This window comes from Maribacter arcticus (assembly GCF_900167935.1).
GTDB classification, from domain to species: Bacteria; Bacteroidota; Bacteroidia; order Flavobacteriales; family Flavobacteriaceae; genus Maribacter; species Maribacter arcticus.
The window spans coordinates 222,054-240,111 of record NZ_FUYL01000003.1; the positions used below are offsets into that span (position 1 = coordinate 222,054).

13 protein-coding genes are annotated in these 18,058 nt (G+C 34.2%); 4 read left to right on the forward strand and 9 right to left on the reverse strand.

The annotated features are described in order from the left end of the window. The first annotated feature begins 1 nt into the window (after window position 1). The 4 genes from B5X55_RS06345 (at window position 2) to tamL (ending at window position 11,543) form a co-directional block, all read left to right on the forward strand. Complete coding sequence (locus tag B5X55_RS06345) at window positions 2-2,386, forward strand: M56 family metallopeptidase (RefSeq protein ID WP_079511771.1); 2,385 nt, start codon at window positions 2-4, stop codon at window positions 2,384-2,386. A 112-nt stretch (window positions 2,387-2,498) separates the two neighbouring features. After that, the gene (locus B5X55_RS06350) at window positions 2,499-3,602 is read left to right on the forward strand and encodes a DUF4407 domain-containing protein (RefSeq protein WP_079511772.1); all 1,104 of its coding nucleotides are present in this window, start codon (window positions 2,499-2,501) and stop codon (window positions 3,600-3,602) included. A 612-nt stretch (window positions 3,603-4,214) separates the two neighbouring features. Then, the gene (locus tag B5X55_RS06355; RefSeq protein ID WP_159447528.1) at window positions 4,215-9,197 is read left to right on the forward strand and encodes a translocation/assembly module TamB domain-containing protein; all 4,983 of its coding nucleotides are present in this window, start codon (window positions 4,215-4,217) and stop codon (window positions 9,195-9,197) included. A gap of 21 nt (window positions 9,198-9,218) precedes the next feature. Continuing rightward, a complete protein-coding gene (gene tamL, locus B5X55_RS06360; protein WP_079511774.1) occupies window positions 9,219-11,543 on the forward strand; it encodes a translocation and assembly module lipoprotein TamL in 2,325 nt (774 codons plus the stop codon). A 4-nt stretch (window positions 11,544-11,547) separates the two neighbouring features. On the opposite strand, the gene B5X55_RS06365 is transcribed toward tamL, so the two are convergent. The 9 genes from B5X55_RS06365 to B5X55_RS06405 form a co-directional block, all read right to left on the reverse strand. Then, entirely contained in the window at window positions 11,548-12,549 is a 1,002-nt protein-coding gene (locus B5X55_RS06365; protein WP_079511775.1) for a metal-dependent hydrolase, read from the reverse strand. 51 nt (window positions 12,550-12,600) lie between these two features. Beyond that, a complete protein-coding gene (locus B5X55_RS06370; protein WP_079511776.1) occupies window positions 12,601-14,373 on the reverse strand; it encodes a MutS-related protein in 1,773 nt (590 codons plus the stop codon). Window positions 14,374-14,519: 146 nt separating this feature from the next. Further along, the gene (locus B5X55_RS06375; protein ID WP_079511777.1) at window positions 14,520-15,002 is read right to left on the reverse strand and encodes an ExbD/TolR family protein; all 483 of its coding nucleotides are present in this window, start codon (window positions 15,000-15,002) and stop codon (window positions 14,520-14,522) included. A 4-nt stretch (window positions 15,003-15,006) separates the two neighbouring features. Beyond that, entirely contained in the window at window positions 15,007-15,624 is a 618-nt protein-coding gene (locus B5X55_RS06380; RefSeq protein WP_079511778.1) for an ExbD/TolR family protein, read from the reverse strand. Between the two features lie 128 nt (window positions 15,625-15,752). Beyond that, window positions 15,753-16,109, reverse strand: coding sequence for an MmcQ/YjbR family DNA-binding protein (locus B5X55_RS06385; RefSeq protein ID WP_079511779.1), 357 nt, complete (start codon window positions 16,107-16,109; stop codon window positions 15,753-15,755). A gap of 7 nt (window positions 16,110-16,116) precedes the next feature. Beyond that, window positions 16,117-16,659 carry a GNAT family N-acetyltransferase gene (locus B5X55_RS06390; RefSeq protein ID WP_079511780.1) on the reverse strand — a complete coding sequence of 181 codons (543 nt, stop codon included), beginning with the start codon at window positions 16,657-16,659 and terminating at the stop codon, window positions 16,117-16,119. Between the two features lie 5 nt (window positions 16,660-16,664). After that, complete coding sequence (locus B5X55_RS06395; RefSeq protein WP_079511781.1) at window positions 16,665-17,060, reverse strand: Dabb family protein; 396 nt, start codon at window positions 17,058-17,060, stop codon at window positions 16,665-16,667. Window positions 17,061-17,077: 17 nt separating this feature from the next. Continuing rightward, window positions 17,078-17,704: a DUF4230 domain-containing protein gene (locus tag B5X55_RS06400; protein WP_079511782.1), complete on the reverse strand. Its 627-nt coding sequence runs from the start codon at window positions 17,702-17,704 to the stop codon at window positions 17,078-17,080. After that, a complete protein-coding gene (locus tag B5X55_RS06405) occupies window positions 17,697-18,056 on the reverse strand; it encodes a DUF4260 domain-containing protein (RefSeq protein WP_079511783.1) in 360 nt (119 codons plus the stop codon). Before B5X55_RS06405 ends, B5X55_RS06400 begins: the two co-directional genes overlap by 8 nt. Window positions 18,057-18,058: the final 2 nt, after the last annotated feature.

Consider the following 18,058-nt stretch of genomic DNA (forward strand, 5'->3'; position numbering starts at 1 on the left):
CATGATCCTATTCCTTATAAAATCTGCTGCCTGTATGGCCATCTTTCTGATCTTTTACAAATTGTTTTTGGAAAAGGAAAGCATGCATTTCTTTAAACGCTATTTTCTATTGGCTGCAATAGTTATTAGTTTAGTAATACCAGCCGTAGTTTTTACTGAGGTAATCTACATAGAACCAATTTCGACTTCCTTTACGCCAACAGAAGATTATAGTTTAGAAACTTACCACGCACCTAGTATAGAATCTATCGACTATACCTATTGGTCTCTACTAAGTATATACGGTCTCGGAGTGTTATTCTTTAGCCTTCAGTTCTTTAAGAATCTTTATCAGATTAAAAATACTATACAAAACAATCCTAAGCAGCAGACAAATAGCATTATAAAGGTATTATTATCGCTACAAATTGTACCACACACCTTTTTCAATTATATCTTTTTAAACAAACAGAAATTTGAAGCAAATGAAATACCGCCTGCTGTTTTATTACATGAAGAAACTCACGCAAAACAAAAGCACAGCATAGATATTTTAGTACTGGAAATACTTCAAATAGTATTCTGGTTTAACCCACTTATCTATTTATTTAAAAAATCAATAAAATTAAATCACGAATTTTTAGCGGATAGTGCCGTATTAAACAACGGACTAGAAAAAAGCGACTATCAAAAAATATTATTGGCATTCTCATCAAATGCCGCAGAACCACAATTAGCAAATGCCATCAATTATTCATCAATCAAAAAACGATTTACTGTCATGAAAAAAGAAACATCAAGAAAAGTGTCCCTAGTTAAAAGCTTTCTTATTATTCCAATAGCCGCCATTTTACTTCTAGGCTTTAGTGAGAAAGAAATACTTGAGATTCAAAAAGAAGGTTCTGCTCAAGAACAACAAACTCTATTAAGTGGCATCAAAAAAGAGCTAGAAAATGTGAATGCCTTAAAACTTAATTATACCAAAGAAAAAGAACAAATTATTGAATTATATATTAAAAAGAATTCTGAAATTTTAATACACAATACCCCCGTTCTTTTAAAAGATTTAGCGGTAGCAATAGAAAAAGAAATTCAACCTAATATTAAACTTGAAAATGTACGTGTTGAAGGTTTAACAGAAGATACCTTAGAATCTGAATTTATGTTTTCTATTACAACCGAAATTAGAAAAGCAAATATTAAGCAAATAAAATTTTGCACTTCAGAATATATTATGAATGCTGCAGATTATAAAGACGAAATAGAAATTACTCCTGAAACTGTTATTCTGAATACAAATAAAATAATCTTACGGTCAAATAAAATCAGTGAATACAATAACCTCGCAAAAAAATACAATGCCATCCCAATTGAAAAAAGAATCATCCCTTTAAAAGATTTATACCTATTAGAAACCATCTACCGTAATATGAGTCCGGCTCAAAAAGAGGCAGCGCAACCTTTTCCTGAATGTTTGCCAAAGGCAAATCAGGAAGGTGCAACGAAAAAACAAATTACAGCCTATAACGATTTAGCCAAAAAGTATAATACCATGATGGCCAAAGATGGAAACATTCGCATAGTAAAATCTGATGTCGATCAATTAAAACATATCTATGTATTAATGTCTGAAGAACAAAAAGCGAGCGCACAACCTTTTCCTGATTTTCCTGAACCTCCACCTGCACCACAAGTTCCAGAAGCACAAAATAAAAGGGAAGAAGCTGCAAAAACAATAAAAAGAATAATCGAAGAACAAGACCCATATGACACCAACACCTTAACAAGAATTGAACCTTCTGTAGTAAACTCTCCAAAAGCACCAATGGCGCCTAGAGTTAAAAAAGGTGAGAAAAATGATATTCCACCACCACCTTTAACAGAGAAAATTGAAATAATTCAAACTGCCGTAGACGAGGTAATAGAAAATCAAGATATTATTGCCGTAGAAAATGTAAGGGTTTATAGGCACAACGTAGATGAAAAATCTGCGAATAGCCCCAATCTTATGGAAGACTTGCAATCGCTTGCTAAAAGAGATGCGCAGTTTTATTTTAATGGAAAAGAAGTTTCCACCAAGGAAGGGCTTCAAATCGTCAAAAACAAAAAGAATATATATGTAGAAACTCTTCCCTATTCAAACAAGAAACCTAAAGTTAAAATTTATACCAATAAAAATGATGTTTCAATTCCGCCACCACCTGCGCCACCAACACCGCCTTCGCCTTTAGACTATGTTATTAACGCAGCTAAAAAAGGAGCCACTTTTATGTATGAGGGTAAAATTGTCTCTTCAGATAAGGCTATTGATTTATTGAAGAATAACAAAGAGCTGAATATTGAATCGCGCAACAAAAACGGCAAGCAAATTGTTCGAATTACAAAAGACCCTGTAACAATCGAATAAAAATAACGTCAAACATATGTTAAAGCCCTCTTTTCGAGGGCTTTTTGCGTACCAAAAATGAAATAGTTACGTTCACACATTACACAACATCATCAATCAAAAACAAATCAAAATGCTACAAAAATTTTTTATTCTTTGCTCTGGGGCAGATGCCGAACTTTTAAACACCTGTTCTAAAGGGGAACAAAACAAATACGCTGGTATAGGGGCTACCGTCTTTTTCACAGCAGTTATGGCATTTATTGCCAGTAGTTATGCACTTTTTACGGTATTCGACAATGTTTATACTGCCGTATTCTTCGGTCTCATTTGGGGTCTACTGATTTTCAACTTAGATAGATTCATTGTTAGTACCATAAAAAAACGAAATAGTTTTAGTCAAGAATTCTTTCAAGCTACTCCACGTATATTATTAGCGATAATAATTGCAATAGTGATTTCCAAACCACTGGAAATGAAAATATTTGAAAAGGAAATCAATCAGGTTTTATTAGAGCAAAAAAATGAATTGACCTTAGCCAACAAAGACCAATTAGCGTTACAATATACCCCGAAAGTTGAGCAACTAAATCAAGAAATAAATGCCTTAAAATCAGAAATAGTAACCAAAGAGTCTGAAACAAATACCTTGTACGATGTGTACATCAATGAGGCAGAAGGCACTGCAGGCACCAAATTATTAGGAAAAGGTCCTGTTTATGCAGAAAAACGCGAAAAGCACGATGCTGCATTGGCCGAATTAAACGAATTAAAAACAGCAAATGCTGAAAAAATTATAGGTATTGAAACTGAAATTTCTGCTTTAGATACCGAGTATGCAGAAGTCGTAAAAAACTCCCAACCGATTATTGATGGTTTTGACGGATTAATGGCAAGAATTACTGCTTTAGACGAACTGCCTTGGTTGCCATCATTCTTTATTTTCCTATTATTTTTGGCAATTGAGACTTCTCCGATTATTGCTAAACTATTAGCCCCAAAAGGTGAGTATGATATAAAATTAGAAGAAGAAGAAAGTATTTTGTCTTCTTGGGTTGCACAAAAAGTTGCACAGCGCAAGTTAATTGTTTCAACAGATGGTGATATTAACCAAAAAATTTATGAAGATTTAAAAGGGGAAGAAGAATTGTATGGCTACAAAAAGAAAAAAGCAGAAGAATTGTTACGCTTACAAACAGATAGTTTTCACGTTATACAGGTGAAAGGGCTAAAATAAAAAGGACCAATATCGCTATTGGTCCTTTAAAGATTTGGGGGAACTACCTAAACAATTATTATATATCTATAGCCTCTAAAATAAGCTCTGTACTAGTAATATTAAAATTACTGATCTCATAAATTTCATTTTGACTTGCTGTTTCAAAATAACCTAAACATCTTTTCATATTTTTAATGGATTTGATATGTATTATACTTTGGTGAAATTATTAGTTAAACATTTTCTACGCTCCAAAGGTATCTTCTTCATTAGTGTTTAATTATGCCTTATAGTTGAAACCCACTTTAATGTAGTTAGAATGAAGACAAGTATCGATGAATAAAATATTATGGTTAATAATAGAGGTGATTTTATCAAAAAACTCAATTGCTATGTAGATAATCTAAATTCTAAATAAGTTAAAATTATAGCACAGTAGTCTTAACTTTGCAACATTATGGCATCACTTAAAGAAACCAAGAAAAAGAAGAGAAGGTTTTACAACCTGGTTATCATAATAATACTACTAATTATAATTGCAACAGGTTTTATGGCACAGCTTAAATCTTAGTTTATCAAAGCTCAGAGTTGAATGTTATTATTCAAGCTTAAAATGTTAACCATATGACCATGAAAAATTTAAAAATTAAAAAATATCTAAAACTCTTCGGGAAGATTATTCTCAGTGTTTTAATCCTATTTTTTATTTTGGTTTTGGTAATTAGAACCCCTTGGGCTCAAAACCTCATTGTTTCTAAAGTAACCAAGTATATTTCAGATAAGACGAATACAAAGGTTGTGGTTGGTAATCTATTTTTAACTTTCTCTGGAGATTTAAAAGCCGAAAAGATATACCTAGAAGATGTAAAAGGTGATACTCTTTTTTATTCTGAATCACTTCAAGCAGACATTCCTATTTATCCAGTACTATTTAAGAATCAATTATCGGCAGATGGGCTAATTTCAAATGGTGTAGTTGCAAACATCAGTAGAACGAATAAGATAGACGACTTCAACTTCTCTTTTCTAATTGAGGCATTTACGACTACCAATGACAGTAGCGCTGCAACTGCCGAACCCATGAAAATTTCATTGGGAAATCTGAATTTATCTGATTGGAAGTTGAATTATAATGATGCTTACTTAGGAACAGACATAAAACTTATTTTAGGGAAACTAGCTGTTGATGTTAATGAATTTGATTTGGAAAAGATGAAATTCTCGATAGACGAATTCTCTTTAAATGACACACAATTCAGCTATTTACAGTCACATCCATTTCCTGTGAGTGAAGACACTACTAGAACGTTGTTGCCCTATATTGAAGTCGATGAATTTAGCGTAACTAATCTTTTGGTCAATTACAATAGTAAACCAGATGGCCTCAATACCGATTTAAAATTAGGAACAATTAATCTGACTAATATTTTGGCTAATGTTCCCGAAAATCAATACGAAACAGAAGACCTAATATTTAATGAGTCGCACATTAAACTAAATCTGACAACTGAGGAAACTACATTACAGAACACCAACGCAGATACGAGCTTTGAATGGCCAAAATTCATTTTAGCGGCCAAAAATATAGAAATTCAGAAAAACTCGTTTACCTATACGCTAAACGACACCCAACAAAAAGAAAATCTATTTGATTCAAATGCATTTAAAATTCTACAATTACATCTACTAGCAAACAATTTTGAATATCAACCAGAAAAGTTAAATCTACAAGTTTCAAGGTTTTCATTTTCTGAGCCTAGCGGTATTCAATTAAATCAATTGGTTTTTAAAGCAGGCTTAACAGACACCAATGCCACTTTATCAGATTTATCTTTCAATCTGAATCAGAGTTCAGCTAATGCAAAATTGATGGTTCAGTTTAAATCATTGAAGGAGGTAATAAAAAATCCGAAGAACGGTACCTTATCCGCCTCAATTTCAAATCTAATTTTAGACCTTGGGGATGTACTAAAATTTGCACCCGAACTTGCCCAAAATAAATACTTAGATTCTTTATCAAAACATAACATAACAGGCTTTTTTAAAGCTGAAGGAAACTTAAAGAAAGTTGATAATCTAAACACCCAATTACAATGGGGACCTAACACTAAATTAGCCGCAAAAGGATCAATTAGCAATCTGACCAATGTAGATTCACTTCAATACAACTTGAACAATCTTAACTTTTCGAGCACCAAAAATGATATTTATAAATTAATATCGTCAAAAGAAATCGGAATTTCAGTTCCAGAAACCATAGTTGCCACAGGCAGCCTATCTGGAGGAACAACTTGGGTAAAGTCCGATTTGGACATCAATATTCCTGAAGGATTTGCTCAGATTAATGCCAAGATTAATTTTGGTAAAATGATACGTTTTAATGGTGCAGTTTCGGTCGATAGTTTGCAGTTAAATAAACTTCTTCAAAACGAACAATTGGGCAAATTATCCCTTAGCCTAAAAGGCTCAGGTTCGGGAACAACTTTAGGTACTATCAACGCAGATATTGAAGGAGTCATTTCACAATTTCAATACGCTGGTTATAACTATAAAACCATTGATGTTTCTGGTAATATGAAAGATGGTAACGGAAAAGTTACAGCCAATATCAATGATCCTAATTTAAACATGAATGCCATATCTACTCTTGTTTTAGAATCAGAAAGTAATGACATAACCTTTAGTTCGAATATTATTGGAGCAGATTTGCAAAAGTTGGGATTTACAAAGAATAACATTAAAGTTGCAGCCAACATAGACGGAGCTTATACGGGAACACCTTCAAACTTTACTATTAAGGCTAATATTAACGATGGTATTGCCATTGCCGATAACGAGCAATATCAAATTTCAACAGTATCGTTAAGAGCACATATTGAAGATTCAATCACAGATGTTTCTATTCGCAGCGACTTTCTAAATGGGGAACTTTCATCGAATGCATCACCCAATCGTATTACAGATGCCCTTAAAAAACAAATAGAACACTACTTCACAAATGACACTTTAGCCTTTGAGCCAGAAGATAGCATCGAGGCAAAACTGGCACTCGCGATAGTGCCAACCCCTGTTTTATCGAAAGTGTTTTTCAATGGAATAAAAGACTTAGATTCTTTGAATATAGACGCCAGCTTCAATTCAAGAACGCAACTAATCTCAGCCGAAGTAAAAGTACCTCATATAGCATACGCTGGCAGCTCTGTCGATAGTTTAAATGCTTTTGTAAAAGCAGATTCCGTTGACCTTAAATTCTCAGCAGGTATAGCGGAATTAATTTATGACCCGATACACTTAAAACAGACTTACTTAGAGGGAAGTCTTAAAAACAAACAACTTGTTTTAGATTTTAACTCTAAAAACGACACGGTTCAAGTATTGCATATTTCATCCTCATTAGTATTTCAAAAAGATACACTGAAGCTGCATATTTATCCTGAGAATTTGACACTCAACAATAAACAATGGGAAATACCTGAAGATAATAATATAGTAATTGCAGAATCCTACGCCGATTTTCAGAATGTTTTACTTAGCAGAAATTCTCAAAAACTGGAAATTTCTACCAAGATTCCTAAAATGAAAGTGGACCATATTGGCATACTTTTCGAAAATTTTCAATTACAGACCTTTCTTAGTTTTTTCAATCCAGATGAAGCATTGGCCAAAGGTAAGGTAGAAGGCGATTTTGTAATTCTTAATCCGTATGCAGCAACTGGTTTGGCGGCCAATATAGACATCAAAGATTTTCAAGTATTATCTAATCCGTTAGGCATGTTAACGCTAGACGCTTCTTCTAAATCACTGTCTGAATATGGCTTTGATTTAGCATTAAAAGATGGCGCGGCAAATTTAACCTTAACTGGTGATTATACTGCAAAAGAAACTTCCGCTGAACTAAACATGGAGCTTTATATTCAAAAATTGGAAGCTAGTATAATACAGGGGTTTGCCAAGGAACAACTTACAGATGCCAAAGGATATATTGATGGAAGCCTACTACTAAGAGGAACACTTTCAGAACCGAAATATTCTGGAAGGCTGAACTTTAATGATTTTGGACTAAGCTTATCTTCTTACAAGACTGCTTTAGTAATTAATAATCAAGCAATAGATATAAATCAAGATGAGATAACGTTAGATAGCTTCAAAATAGATGATGTCAACCAAGGCTCTCTAACCTTAGATGGCCGAATTATAACGAAAAACATGCTCAATCCTGGTTTTGACCTAACCGTAAAGGCCGATAAATTTAGAGTGTTAGATTCTAAAAAGGGTGATGATGAACTAGTATATGGCATCGCAAGTATTAGTGCTAATTTAAAGGTTGGCGGCAATTTAGAACTACCCATAATAAATGGTAAACTCAGAGTTAGAGATATTACCGACCTAACTTATTTAGTGCCACAAGACCAATTAGATATACAAGAACGTGATGGGGTTGTCATTTTTGTAAATAAAGAAAACACTGACGCTATATTGACACGTAATGAAGGTGAGACGTCAAATTCATTCTTCGCTGGTATGGATATCAACACCACCTTAGAAATTGGCAATGAAGCTAAATTTACTATTGTATTAGATGAAAAGACACAAGATAAATTACAGGCTTCTGGTGATGCAACCCTCAACCTAAATATCGACCCAAACCAAGATATTCGTTTATCGGGCAGGTTAGAACTTAATTCAGGTTTTTACAGAACCAGTTTATATAATTTGGTGAGTCGAGAATTCAAATTACAAAAAGGAAGTAGTATTGTTTGGAGTGGTGACCCCTATGATGCTAAAATGGATGTGACGGCTATATATGAAATAGAAACTTCGGCCGCCTCTTTAATGTCTTCTATTAGTTATGGTCAAGACAGTAACGTATCGGGCTCTTACCAACAATCTACACCCTTTTTGGTCTATTTAAATATAGATGGTCAACTTATGCAGCCCGAACTGTCTTTTGCATTGGATATGCCCGAAAATGCTAGAGGTAATTTTGGTGGTGCTGTCTATGGCCGCATTCAACAACTGAACCAACAAGAATCTGAATTGAATAAGCAGGTATTTTCATTATTGGCTCTCAATCGATTTTACCCTACTACAGGTAGTGATGGTAGTTCTGGGGGTGCAATATCTATTGCACGAAATAATGTAAACAAAGTTCTTTCTAGTGAACTAACTTCCATTTCGAACAAACTATTAGGTAAAACCGGTTTTGAACTAGGCTTTGATTTAGATAGCTTTGATGATTATCAAAGTGGTACAGCCCAAAGCCGTACACAGCTGAATATAAACGCGAGCAAAAAGCTTTTTGACGATAGATTGATAGTTACCGCAGGTAGTGCCGTAGATGTAGAGGGTAGTGCTTCGTCGAGCGATACTGCAACACCTTTAATCGGTAATGTAACTTTAGAGTATTTGTTAACCGAAGAAGGCACCTATAGATTAAAAGGGTTTAGAAGACAGGAATATCAGAACGTTATTGATGGTCAATTAATCGTTACTGGGGTGGCCTTTATTTTTGACCGTGAGTTCAATAAATTCAGTCAATTATTTAATCCGTTGAAAAAAGAAAATATCGTAAAAAAAACTTCAAAAGAAGAAGAGCAGAAAAAGAAAAAGTAAAGAATAATTGATTTCACACTATTGAAAAATAACAACTATACATATAAAACAGTATTCAGTTTGGTTTTCTTGCTTATCTATTCATGTGGTATAGAGAAGTACATACCCGAAGGAGAACAATTATACACTGGCGCTGAACTTGAACTAGAAACAGTAAGTGATTTAAAAGACATTAAAGAGGTTAAAACAGAATTATTCAATCTCATAGAACCAAGCCCAAACGCTACTTTTTTAGGGATGAAACCCGCCCTATTTTTTCATTACAAGGCGCAACGTGAAAAACCTGGCTTCTTCTACAAATTCTTAAATAAATCATTTGGTGAAGAGCCTGTTTATTTTTCAGATGTAAATACTGAACGGGTAGAAGAATTGATATTAAATAGACTAGATAATAATGGTTTCTTCTATAGTCGTTCAGATTCTGAAACGACTATTGACGGCAAATTTGCTTCCGTGAATTATTCGGCAAGTTTACCCGAAGCTTATGTATTGGAGAATTATAATCTAGAATCAGATTCATTACCTATTTATAAGGAAATAGAAAAAATGCTACCCGAAACGGCACTAGTTAAAGGAGACCGTTTCGACCTCGATTTATTAAAAGCGGAAAGAGTTCGATTAAACAACGGACTTAAACAACGTGGTTATTACAATAGCCAAGAAGACCTCTTGATATTTGAAGCAGATACCAATCAATATAAAAACAAAAAGTTTGACCTTTTTCTAAGGCTTAAGAAAGATGTACCCGCTCGTGCTTCTATCCCCTATACAATTGATTCTATCACGGTTTACCCAAATTACTCCATTGAAGGAGATACATTGCCTTTGATAAAAAATAATGTCACACAAGTTGACAGTATTGATTTTGTTCAAAATGAATTGTATTTCAAACCAGAATTACTAAAATCTTATTTGCTATTCAATGAAGGCGATTTGTATGATGCTAGCATATCAAAACAAACTAGCAACCGGTTATCGGCATTAGGGAGTTACAAGTATGTAAATATTCAATATACCGAGCTTGACACCACTGCCACAGATGGTGATAGTGGTTCTTTAGCGGCCAATATCTATTTAGCGCCATTAACAAAGCGCTCTATACGAGCCGAATTACAAGCTATAACTAAATCTAACGGATTTACAGGCCCCGGAATTCTATTGACCCATAGCAATAGAAATGTTTTTAACGGAGGTGAAACTTTTAGTGTTTCAGCTAATTTTTCTTACGAATCTCAGTTGTCTAGCGGAAATAATTCGAGTTTAAGCAGTATTGCAGGTGGTATAAGCGCAGACCTTATTATACCTAGGTCCATTCCATTTTCACCAAGTAGATTTAAATATGCTGTACCTAAAACTAAAATTTCTTTAGGGCTAGACTTTCTTCAACGAAGCCAATTGTTCACGCTAAATTCAGTAAATGGCTCCTTTGGATATACATGGAAAGAAAACCAATATGTATATCATCAGTTAGACCCCATTAGTATAAATTATTCTCGACTAACCAATGTAACCGATGAGTTTCAAACTATACTTGATGATAACCCCTTCTTAAGTTTAAGCTTTGAGCAACAGTTTATTGCTGGTCTTTTATATAATTTCACCTACGACGAAGTCTCGAACATTAATAAAGAATATCCTGTTTATTTTGCAACAAATTTTGATTTGGCTGGCAACATGCTAAATCTTGTAAGTGGTAGTTCAAAAACAATTTTCGGCTCAGAATATGCACAATATGCCAAGGTTGATGCCGATTTTCGTTTTTATATGCGCTGGCAAAAAGAGCGTACTTTGGTTTCTCGTATTTATGCGGGTTGGGGCTTACCTTATGGTAACAGCCAAACCTTACCCTTTGTAAAACAGTTTTACTCTGGCGGACCTTATAGCGTAAGAGCGTTTAACATACGCTCTTTAGGACCAGGTAATTTTAATGCACAAACTGAAAATGCAACAACTGATTATTTTGACCAATCTGGTAATTTAAAATTAGAAGCCAATGTAGAATATCGGTTTCCCTTATTCTCATATTTAAAAGGCGCCTTTTTTATTGACGCTGGTAACGTTTGGCTCACCGGTAATTATTCAGATATTGAAGATGACCAACTAACGAGCAGCTTTTCACAAAACCTTTTTACAGATGGCAAGTTTGAAAAAGATTGGCTGAAAGAAGTTGCGGCTGGGGTAGGTTTTGGACTTCGATTAGATATTCAGAATTTTGTTATTCGGCTTGACTTAGCTTCACCGCTACGAGTACCTTACTTACCTGAAAACAATAGATGGAATGTACCCTTCTTTGGAAATATTGATAATAACATGACATTGAATTTTGCCATTGGATATCCATTTTAATAATTTAATTCCCCCAAATACGTAACCATAAAGATGCCATAAGATGTTTAGCATCCCGTTTAAATTTCGGCATTTCTTCAACGATGATATCTTCACCAATGGGTTCAAGCTTGTAACTGAATGCAAATTGAGTAACAGTTTCATCCATACTAATTAATCCGAATCTTAGGTCATTAAAATAGAGCTGGCCCTTTTTTTCTGAAATGGTATACCAACCTTCGGTTATTTGTATGAGTCTTTTTATCTTATCTTTTGATTTTAAACTTCCCAATAGTTCGTGATTTTTTGGGTATGCTGTAAACACAATGGGTTTAGAGTCAAAAAAAGAGTAGTTACCCATTAAGTAGGCATCTTCTGTTTCGATATTGGCCATCCAAAGAATAGTATTAAAAGGTGCAGGCCTTGTATTCATTTGATTATAAGCTATACCCTGAACTTCAAGTGCCTTTTCAAATTTTCCGAAAGCGATTCCTTTTAATACTAATGTCAACAATAAGTATGAACTACTTATTATTAGCCCAAGTTTCACATACCTTTTTCGCTCTAGCGCTGTTCTATTTTGAAATAGTGCCAAAATCAAGAAGATGATAAAAGGCACAGTATATAAGGGGTCAATGACAAATACGCTTTGAAAGGCAAGACGGGTTTTTAAAGGCCAAAAAAGTTGTGTTCCCCATGTAGTAAAAGCATCTAAAATAGGATGAGTGAAAAGCCCCCAAAACATAAGCCAAGACCAATCTTTCCAAGAAGCGTCTTCTTTGCTATTCAACCTCCAAACTAGCCAACCAAAAACTGGTGCAAATAGTATCGAAAAGAAAATTGAATGACTGAATCCTCTATGCCATTCAGTCGCAGTTACGGTATCCATAAAAAAGCGTGTAAGCACATCCAAATCAGGAATGGTGCCCGCAATGGCACCATACAGCATTGCCCTATTCCCGACTTTTCTACCAAGTACAACCTCCCCCACTGCTGCGCCAAGTACTATTTGGGTTAATGAATCCATCTATAAATTTTATACTTCAAATATTATCAAAATCTTCATTTCTACTAACTATTACTCTATAATACCCATCTTTTTTAAGAGAAAAGAAGCATTCATATTTTGGCAAATTCCGTCTTTAAAAGTATAATCGAAATGCAGTTCGTCATCAATGATTTCCGCATCGAAATAATGGTTCTTTACTGCCGAATATTCATTGGCAACTTCACATAAACTTAAATCATGCGTAGCGATTATACCGGTAGATTTACTTTTCACCAATCGCTCAACAAATTTTCTTGAACCCAGAGCTTTATCCGTACTGTTCGTTCCTTTTAAAATTTCATCCAACACAATAAAATAGCGGTCGGTCTGTATTTCATCTACGATATATCGAAGTCTTTTTAGCTCTGAGAAAAAGTATGATTCATCATCGGTTAATGAATCAGTAGTACGCATACTTGTAATCAATTTTATTGGGGAATAACTAACCGTTTCAGCACAGACAGGCAACCCAACATTTGCCATCATAATTTGTAAGGAGACTGTTCTTAAAAAAGTACTCTTGCCAGCCATGTTAGCTCCAGTAATAATAAAAAACTGCCCACCTTCAATAGTAATATCATTTAAAACACTTTTTGCAGGGTCTAATAATGGGTGTCCTGCATTTTTTGCTTTCAACACTACATCATCATTGGTAATCTCAGGATAAGAAAACAAAGGATGGTTAAATGCGAAATTTCCTAAGCTGCTATAGGCATCAAAAAAAGCAATGGTATCAAACCAACTTTCAACTGCGTTACCATGATTACTAATCCATTTTTCAATCGCTAAACAATCAGTTAATGAACGTAGAAAGAAACCATTGGCAAAAATCAGATACAACAAGTTATTATTGCGATCAAGATTACTAAGTAGCGATGCGAATTTTTTAAGAACATTTGAGTTTTTTTCTCCCTTACTCAAGATATTTGCCTGTTGCTTCTTTAATAAAACAGAAGTGAAATCTGTTGCCTCAATCATGTCTAATAATTGATTGTACTGGTCAAAAGTAGATTTCATTTTGGTAGCGCTATGCCCTAAACTAGTTACTTTTTTGGTAAATACCCCAACTATAATTATACCTAAAACCAACCAAGTAATTAAAAACGATTCAGGTATTTGATCTAAGAAATAGGCAATGAAAATACCAATTGAAATCACCGAGAAAACCATAGGAATATAGCTCATGGCTTTTGGCACAAAAGGTTGGTAGTTTTTTAACCATGTAGCAATAGTATGGGTAGAAGTTTCTGTTTTCGTCAATGCAGCCATAGCTGAAAATTCTTGACGCCAATCGACCTTCTCACCCATTTCTGAGATTGCATCTTGTTTTGAATTTATATCTGAAATCGAATTCTCTTTATAGATATCAGCCAATAACCGGTTGCCCTCAACTAGTTTGGTACGATTAGAAAATTGATAAAAAGAACCTTCACCGAACAGGTCTATATCTTGGCTGAAAAAGTGGGTGTCCTCGGCAAATTCTTTACCATTATGTAATAATGAATAATCCCTTTTTAGAACTTTAAGCTCAAGTGAATTGATTTTTTTTAATTCTTCTTTCTTAGATTTTAGATACTTAAGGTTTGAATATTTGGTAACCAAAAATAGAAAAAGGGGAATGCCAACACATAAAACACCGATTACATATTTCGCATTGACCGATGCAAAATAAACCGCGACTACAGTTCCTAAAAATATGATTAAGCGTAGTGCACTAAATGAAAATAACTTCTGGTTTAATTCATCTATATCCTTATCAAACCCTTTAACTTTCTGGGTATAAAACTCCTCTAAATTCTTCATGAAAATCAAACTATTTTAGGAATTGTAAAGATAACCTTAGAAAATGGTTTCTATAAATGGAAAATAGTTTTAAAGTGTATCTATTATCACCGCTACAATTTCTAAGAATTTAGAAATAAAATAGTTTTAAGAGGTTTCATTTAAATCTATAGATTATCGAGAACAGCACCTTCATTAGTTGTATAGTTTATTTTCAACAAATTCACCTTACGTAGTTTATTTTTAAGATCCTCAATGATTCCCATTTTCACCCCAACATCTGCCTTTATAGATACTGTTGCAACTCTTCTTAAATGCTCTGGCATTAATGTCAAGGCTTGCAGTGCATAATCACCGACTTCATCTACAGTAATAAATTTATTATCCATTTGAATTCTAGGTTCCTCTCCCAAATTTGCATTCCCATCATTAGTAGGCTTACCCACATAAATTTCTATGATTCGGTCTTTCTTGTCCAACTTCTCGGTCTCAGTTGCCGTTGGCAAGGTGTTCTCTACCAATAAGTTTTGATTCTTCATAACAGTAATCGTCATAAAGAAAAAGAGAAGTATAAAAACGATATCGGGTAAGGATGCCGTTGATACAGGAGGTAAGCTTCTACTAGATCTTTTTTTGTTGAATTTTATCATGGTCTTAGTTATTTACGGTTTGTGGTTCTAGAATTTTTTGCGGATAAAGTACTCTAATAATTTCAAGACGTTCTTTTAATTTTTCTTTTTGAGTATTAGTGATTCCGTCATTGTAATAATCATAATTTATGGCTTCATAAGTTGTATTGAACAACCTAAGACTTTCCCTATTTCGTAAGGCGTTATAAGCACCAATAACCTCGTTTTGAACAGCCACATAAACAGGATAGCTTGTATTATTTTGCGATTTTATAGATACAATAGCTTTTGATGGGTGTTCAGACAAATCTGCCAGTCTTTCTCCTTTGCAATAGTCGCAATATTCCTCACTTTGTACTAGTAGCCCACCGTTATCTATAAATGCTATTACATTTTTCCTTAGACTTGAAAGTTCAATAATATCTCCATTTGCCATTATTTGGTCAGTGTCATTTATACTGATTTCAAAAAGATTTCGCTCTTTAATATCAGCAATGGCTTCATTATTATCGGGAGGCATGAGACGATTAAGACCTGCATCATTTTCTATAGATGTGGTGACCAAGAAAAAAATCAATAATAAAAAAGCGATGTCTGCCATAGAACCGGCATTGACTTCTTGAGGTACTCTGTGATTTTTCATAAGCAGTGCATTTAATACACTATTAAGTACCAAAAATCTACAAAGAGGAAAAAGTGAAAATGAGTGTATGGTACTTTTGGGTGAGTAAACAGACTCCTTTTAAGAATTAAACCTAGCTTACTACGCCTCTATTGCAACGCATCGAGTTCTGCCTTTAATTTTTTGGTGAATTTAGAGACGACCAAATCATAAGAGTGGTCGATTAATTCAATGACAAGTTTATTGGATACTCTATCTAGGTAGACAGTGTTCCAATGTTTTTTACTCATATGCCAACCCTCGATGATACCATCATGTTCTTCACGAAGTTCAATAGCCCTGTCAGGATCACATTTTAAATTGATACGTAACGGCACATGATCCAACCCACAAAGCGCAAACATTTTACCCATGACTTTAAATACTAGCGTAACCTCATCGAAAGGAAAAGATTCCGTTACACCTTTTTTTGAAATGCAATATTCTCGGTATTCTTCGACGTTCATTTAAATCTTATTTACCAGCTACTACCCTCGTTAAAAACACATCGGCATCATTCCATACATAACGAATTTTGAAAAAAGGCTTATCACCTATTTCACTCGACTCAACTATTTCTACTGCCACACCACCCAATTTATCGTAAAAAGAAATTGCAGCTGCATTGCTATCTAACACCCACAAATAAAAACCCTTTTCCTTGTTCCGTTTTAGAATTTCTTTTGCAAGCGAAACCATTAATTGAGTACCTAACCCTTTACCTTGGATGTTTAAGCTTACATGTAAATTGTCAAGTAATGTTCCAAATTGAGTATCATGACCAAAATAGGCACAAATAAAACCTAGTAATTCGCCGTCTTCTTCAGCAATAACAATATGCTGATTCTCTTTTGGATTATGGAAACGTTCCTGCCAAACGGATAATCGATTATCTAAAACCTCATTATCCAAAAATTCATCACTAAATGAACCTCGGTAATTCTGTTGCCAATTCTGAGCATGCAAATTTGCAATACGGTCGGCATCTTTGGGTTCAGCCTCTCGAAAAATGAACATATCGTTTAGATACTAGTAGAATCGTAAACGATTACTTTAGTCCACAATTTTTCAGATTCCGCAATAAATAGCTTGTGAGGTGCTTCATCTTGATATTCTTTCTGAGATTCAGCCGAATCAAAAGTAAGAATCAGAGAATAGGTAAATGAACCATCAACAACATCTCTACTAGATCTTGGTGGCGTGCCTATAAACTTAGTCTTCGCATAGCCTGAATTGTCTAAGAACTTCTTTAAAGAGGTTTCAAATGCGGCGCGGTCTGCTGTATTATCAGGATTTTTCAACCAGAAAAATACGGTATGGGAAAAATTGGAATCGAATTCTTTCATTTCATTTTTATTTTGACCAAAAACACTGCTGGTCATTAGTGTTATTGCAAGAATACAAATTATGTTTTTCATTTTTAAATTTTAATTGTTTAACGTTGGTTCTCTAATTTTTCTATTTGTTGTTGTGGTATTTTTAATGCAGAATAATCTAGCTTCCACCCTATAGTTTCGACAATTGTCTCCATTATCAATACGGTTTCTAAAGCTTCTTTTCGAGCGGTATCCATTAAACCACTTTCAGGTATTTTTTCACGAATATGTTTTTTCGCCTCTGCGTTTAACTTGGTTAAATCTTCAGGTACGAAAAAATTGAAAAATCCACTCTTTATATCATAGAACTCCAATTCTGGTTCTATGCTCAACACCTCTGGTTGAGGAAAATTATCTAACACTATCAGTTTTCTATCTTCATCGGCATGCATCATCAACTTACTAAGATCATACCCTATATGGGCCTTTGCCTTAATAACAATCAATGCTTTTTTCTTACTGCTTACCAAACTCATAAAATCCTTTACATTCTCATACTTGTAGATTTCAGCAAATTCCCCTTCAACAGATATGAGTTTGCAAACACTCTTCATTTTCTCTAAAAGCACTGTAGACTGGTGTGTAGTAATTTCTTTGGTTTTCTTTCCTCTAAAAAATGTAAAAACCCAATATGTACCAATAGCACCTAAAACTAAGCCAAGAAACGTATCAAAAACATTATCCATTTTTCTTTCCTATTTCACCTAAATGAGTAAACTTAAACCCTTTATCATATTTAAGTCCGTAGCCAAAGATACGGTCCATGGCTATATGTATAAAAAGAATTGTACCTATTAATTCTACTATGGGCAACATAAAATAGGCTCCTACGAAATACAATAGTATAGCTACAGCCCTATGATGAGATATATTATAACACAGCGCACCAATCTTAGCCCCTAAGAGATAGCCCAACATCGATACATCGGGAGTTAAAATCAATACAGGTAACCACCACCATTGATAACCTAATAAGCCGAACATAAATATACCCAGACCCATTAAGGCAACTTCTTCTAATTTCAATACGTTTTTCATGA

Coding starts and splice junctions, on each gene's coding strand:
- B5X55_RS06345 (WP_079511771.1), top strand. CDS start 2: ATGATCCTATTCCTTATAAAATCTGCTGCCTGTATGGCCATCTTTCTG.
- B5X55_RS06355 (WP_159447528.1), top strand. CDS start 4,215: ATGAAAAATTTAAAAATTAAAAAATATCTAAAACTCTTCGGGAAGATT.
- B5X55_RS06400 (WP_079511782.1), bottom strand. CDS start 17,704: ATGGATAATGTTTTTGATACGTTTCTTGGCTTAGTTTTAGGTGCTATT.
- B5X55_RS06405 (WP_079511783.1), bottom strand. CDS start 18,056: ATGAAAAACGTATTGAAATTAGAAGAAGTTGCCTTAATGGGTCTGGGT.
- B5X55_RS06395 (WP_079511781.1), bottom strand. CDS start 17,060: ATGAAAAACATAATTTGTATTCTTGCAATAACACTAATGACCAGCAGT.
- B5X55_RS06390 (WP_079511780.1), bottom strand. CDS start 16,659: ATGTTCATTTTTCGAGAGGCTGAACCCAAAGATGCCGACCGTATTGCA.
- B5X55_RS06350 (WP_079511772.1), top strand. CDS start 2,499: ATGCTACAAAAATTTTTTATTCTTTGCTCTGGGGCAGATGCCGAACTT.
- B5X55_RS06375 (WP_079511777.1), bottom strand. CDS start 15,002: ATGATAAAATTCAACAAAAAAAGATCTAGTAGAAGCTTACCTCCTGTA.
- B5X55_RS06385 (WP_079511779.1), bottom strand. CDS start 16,109: ATGAACGTCGAAGAATACCGAGAATATTGCATTTCAAAAAAAGGTGTA.
- B5X55_RS06370 (WP_079511776.1), bottom strand. CDS start 14,373: ATGAAGAATTTAGAGGAGTTTTATACCCAGAAAGTTAAAGGGTTTGAT.
- B5X55_RS06380 (WP_079511778.1), bottom strand. CDS start 15,624: ATGAAAAATCACAGAGTACCTCAAGAAGTCAATGCCGGTTCTATGGCA.
- B5X55_RS06365 (WP_079511775.1), bottom strand. CDS start 12,549: ATGGATTCATTAACCCAAATAGTACTTGGCGCAGCAGTGGGGGAGGTT.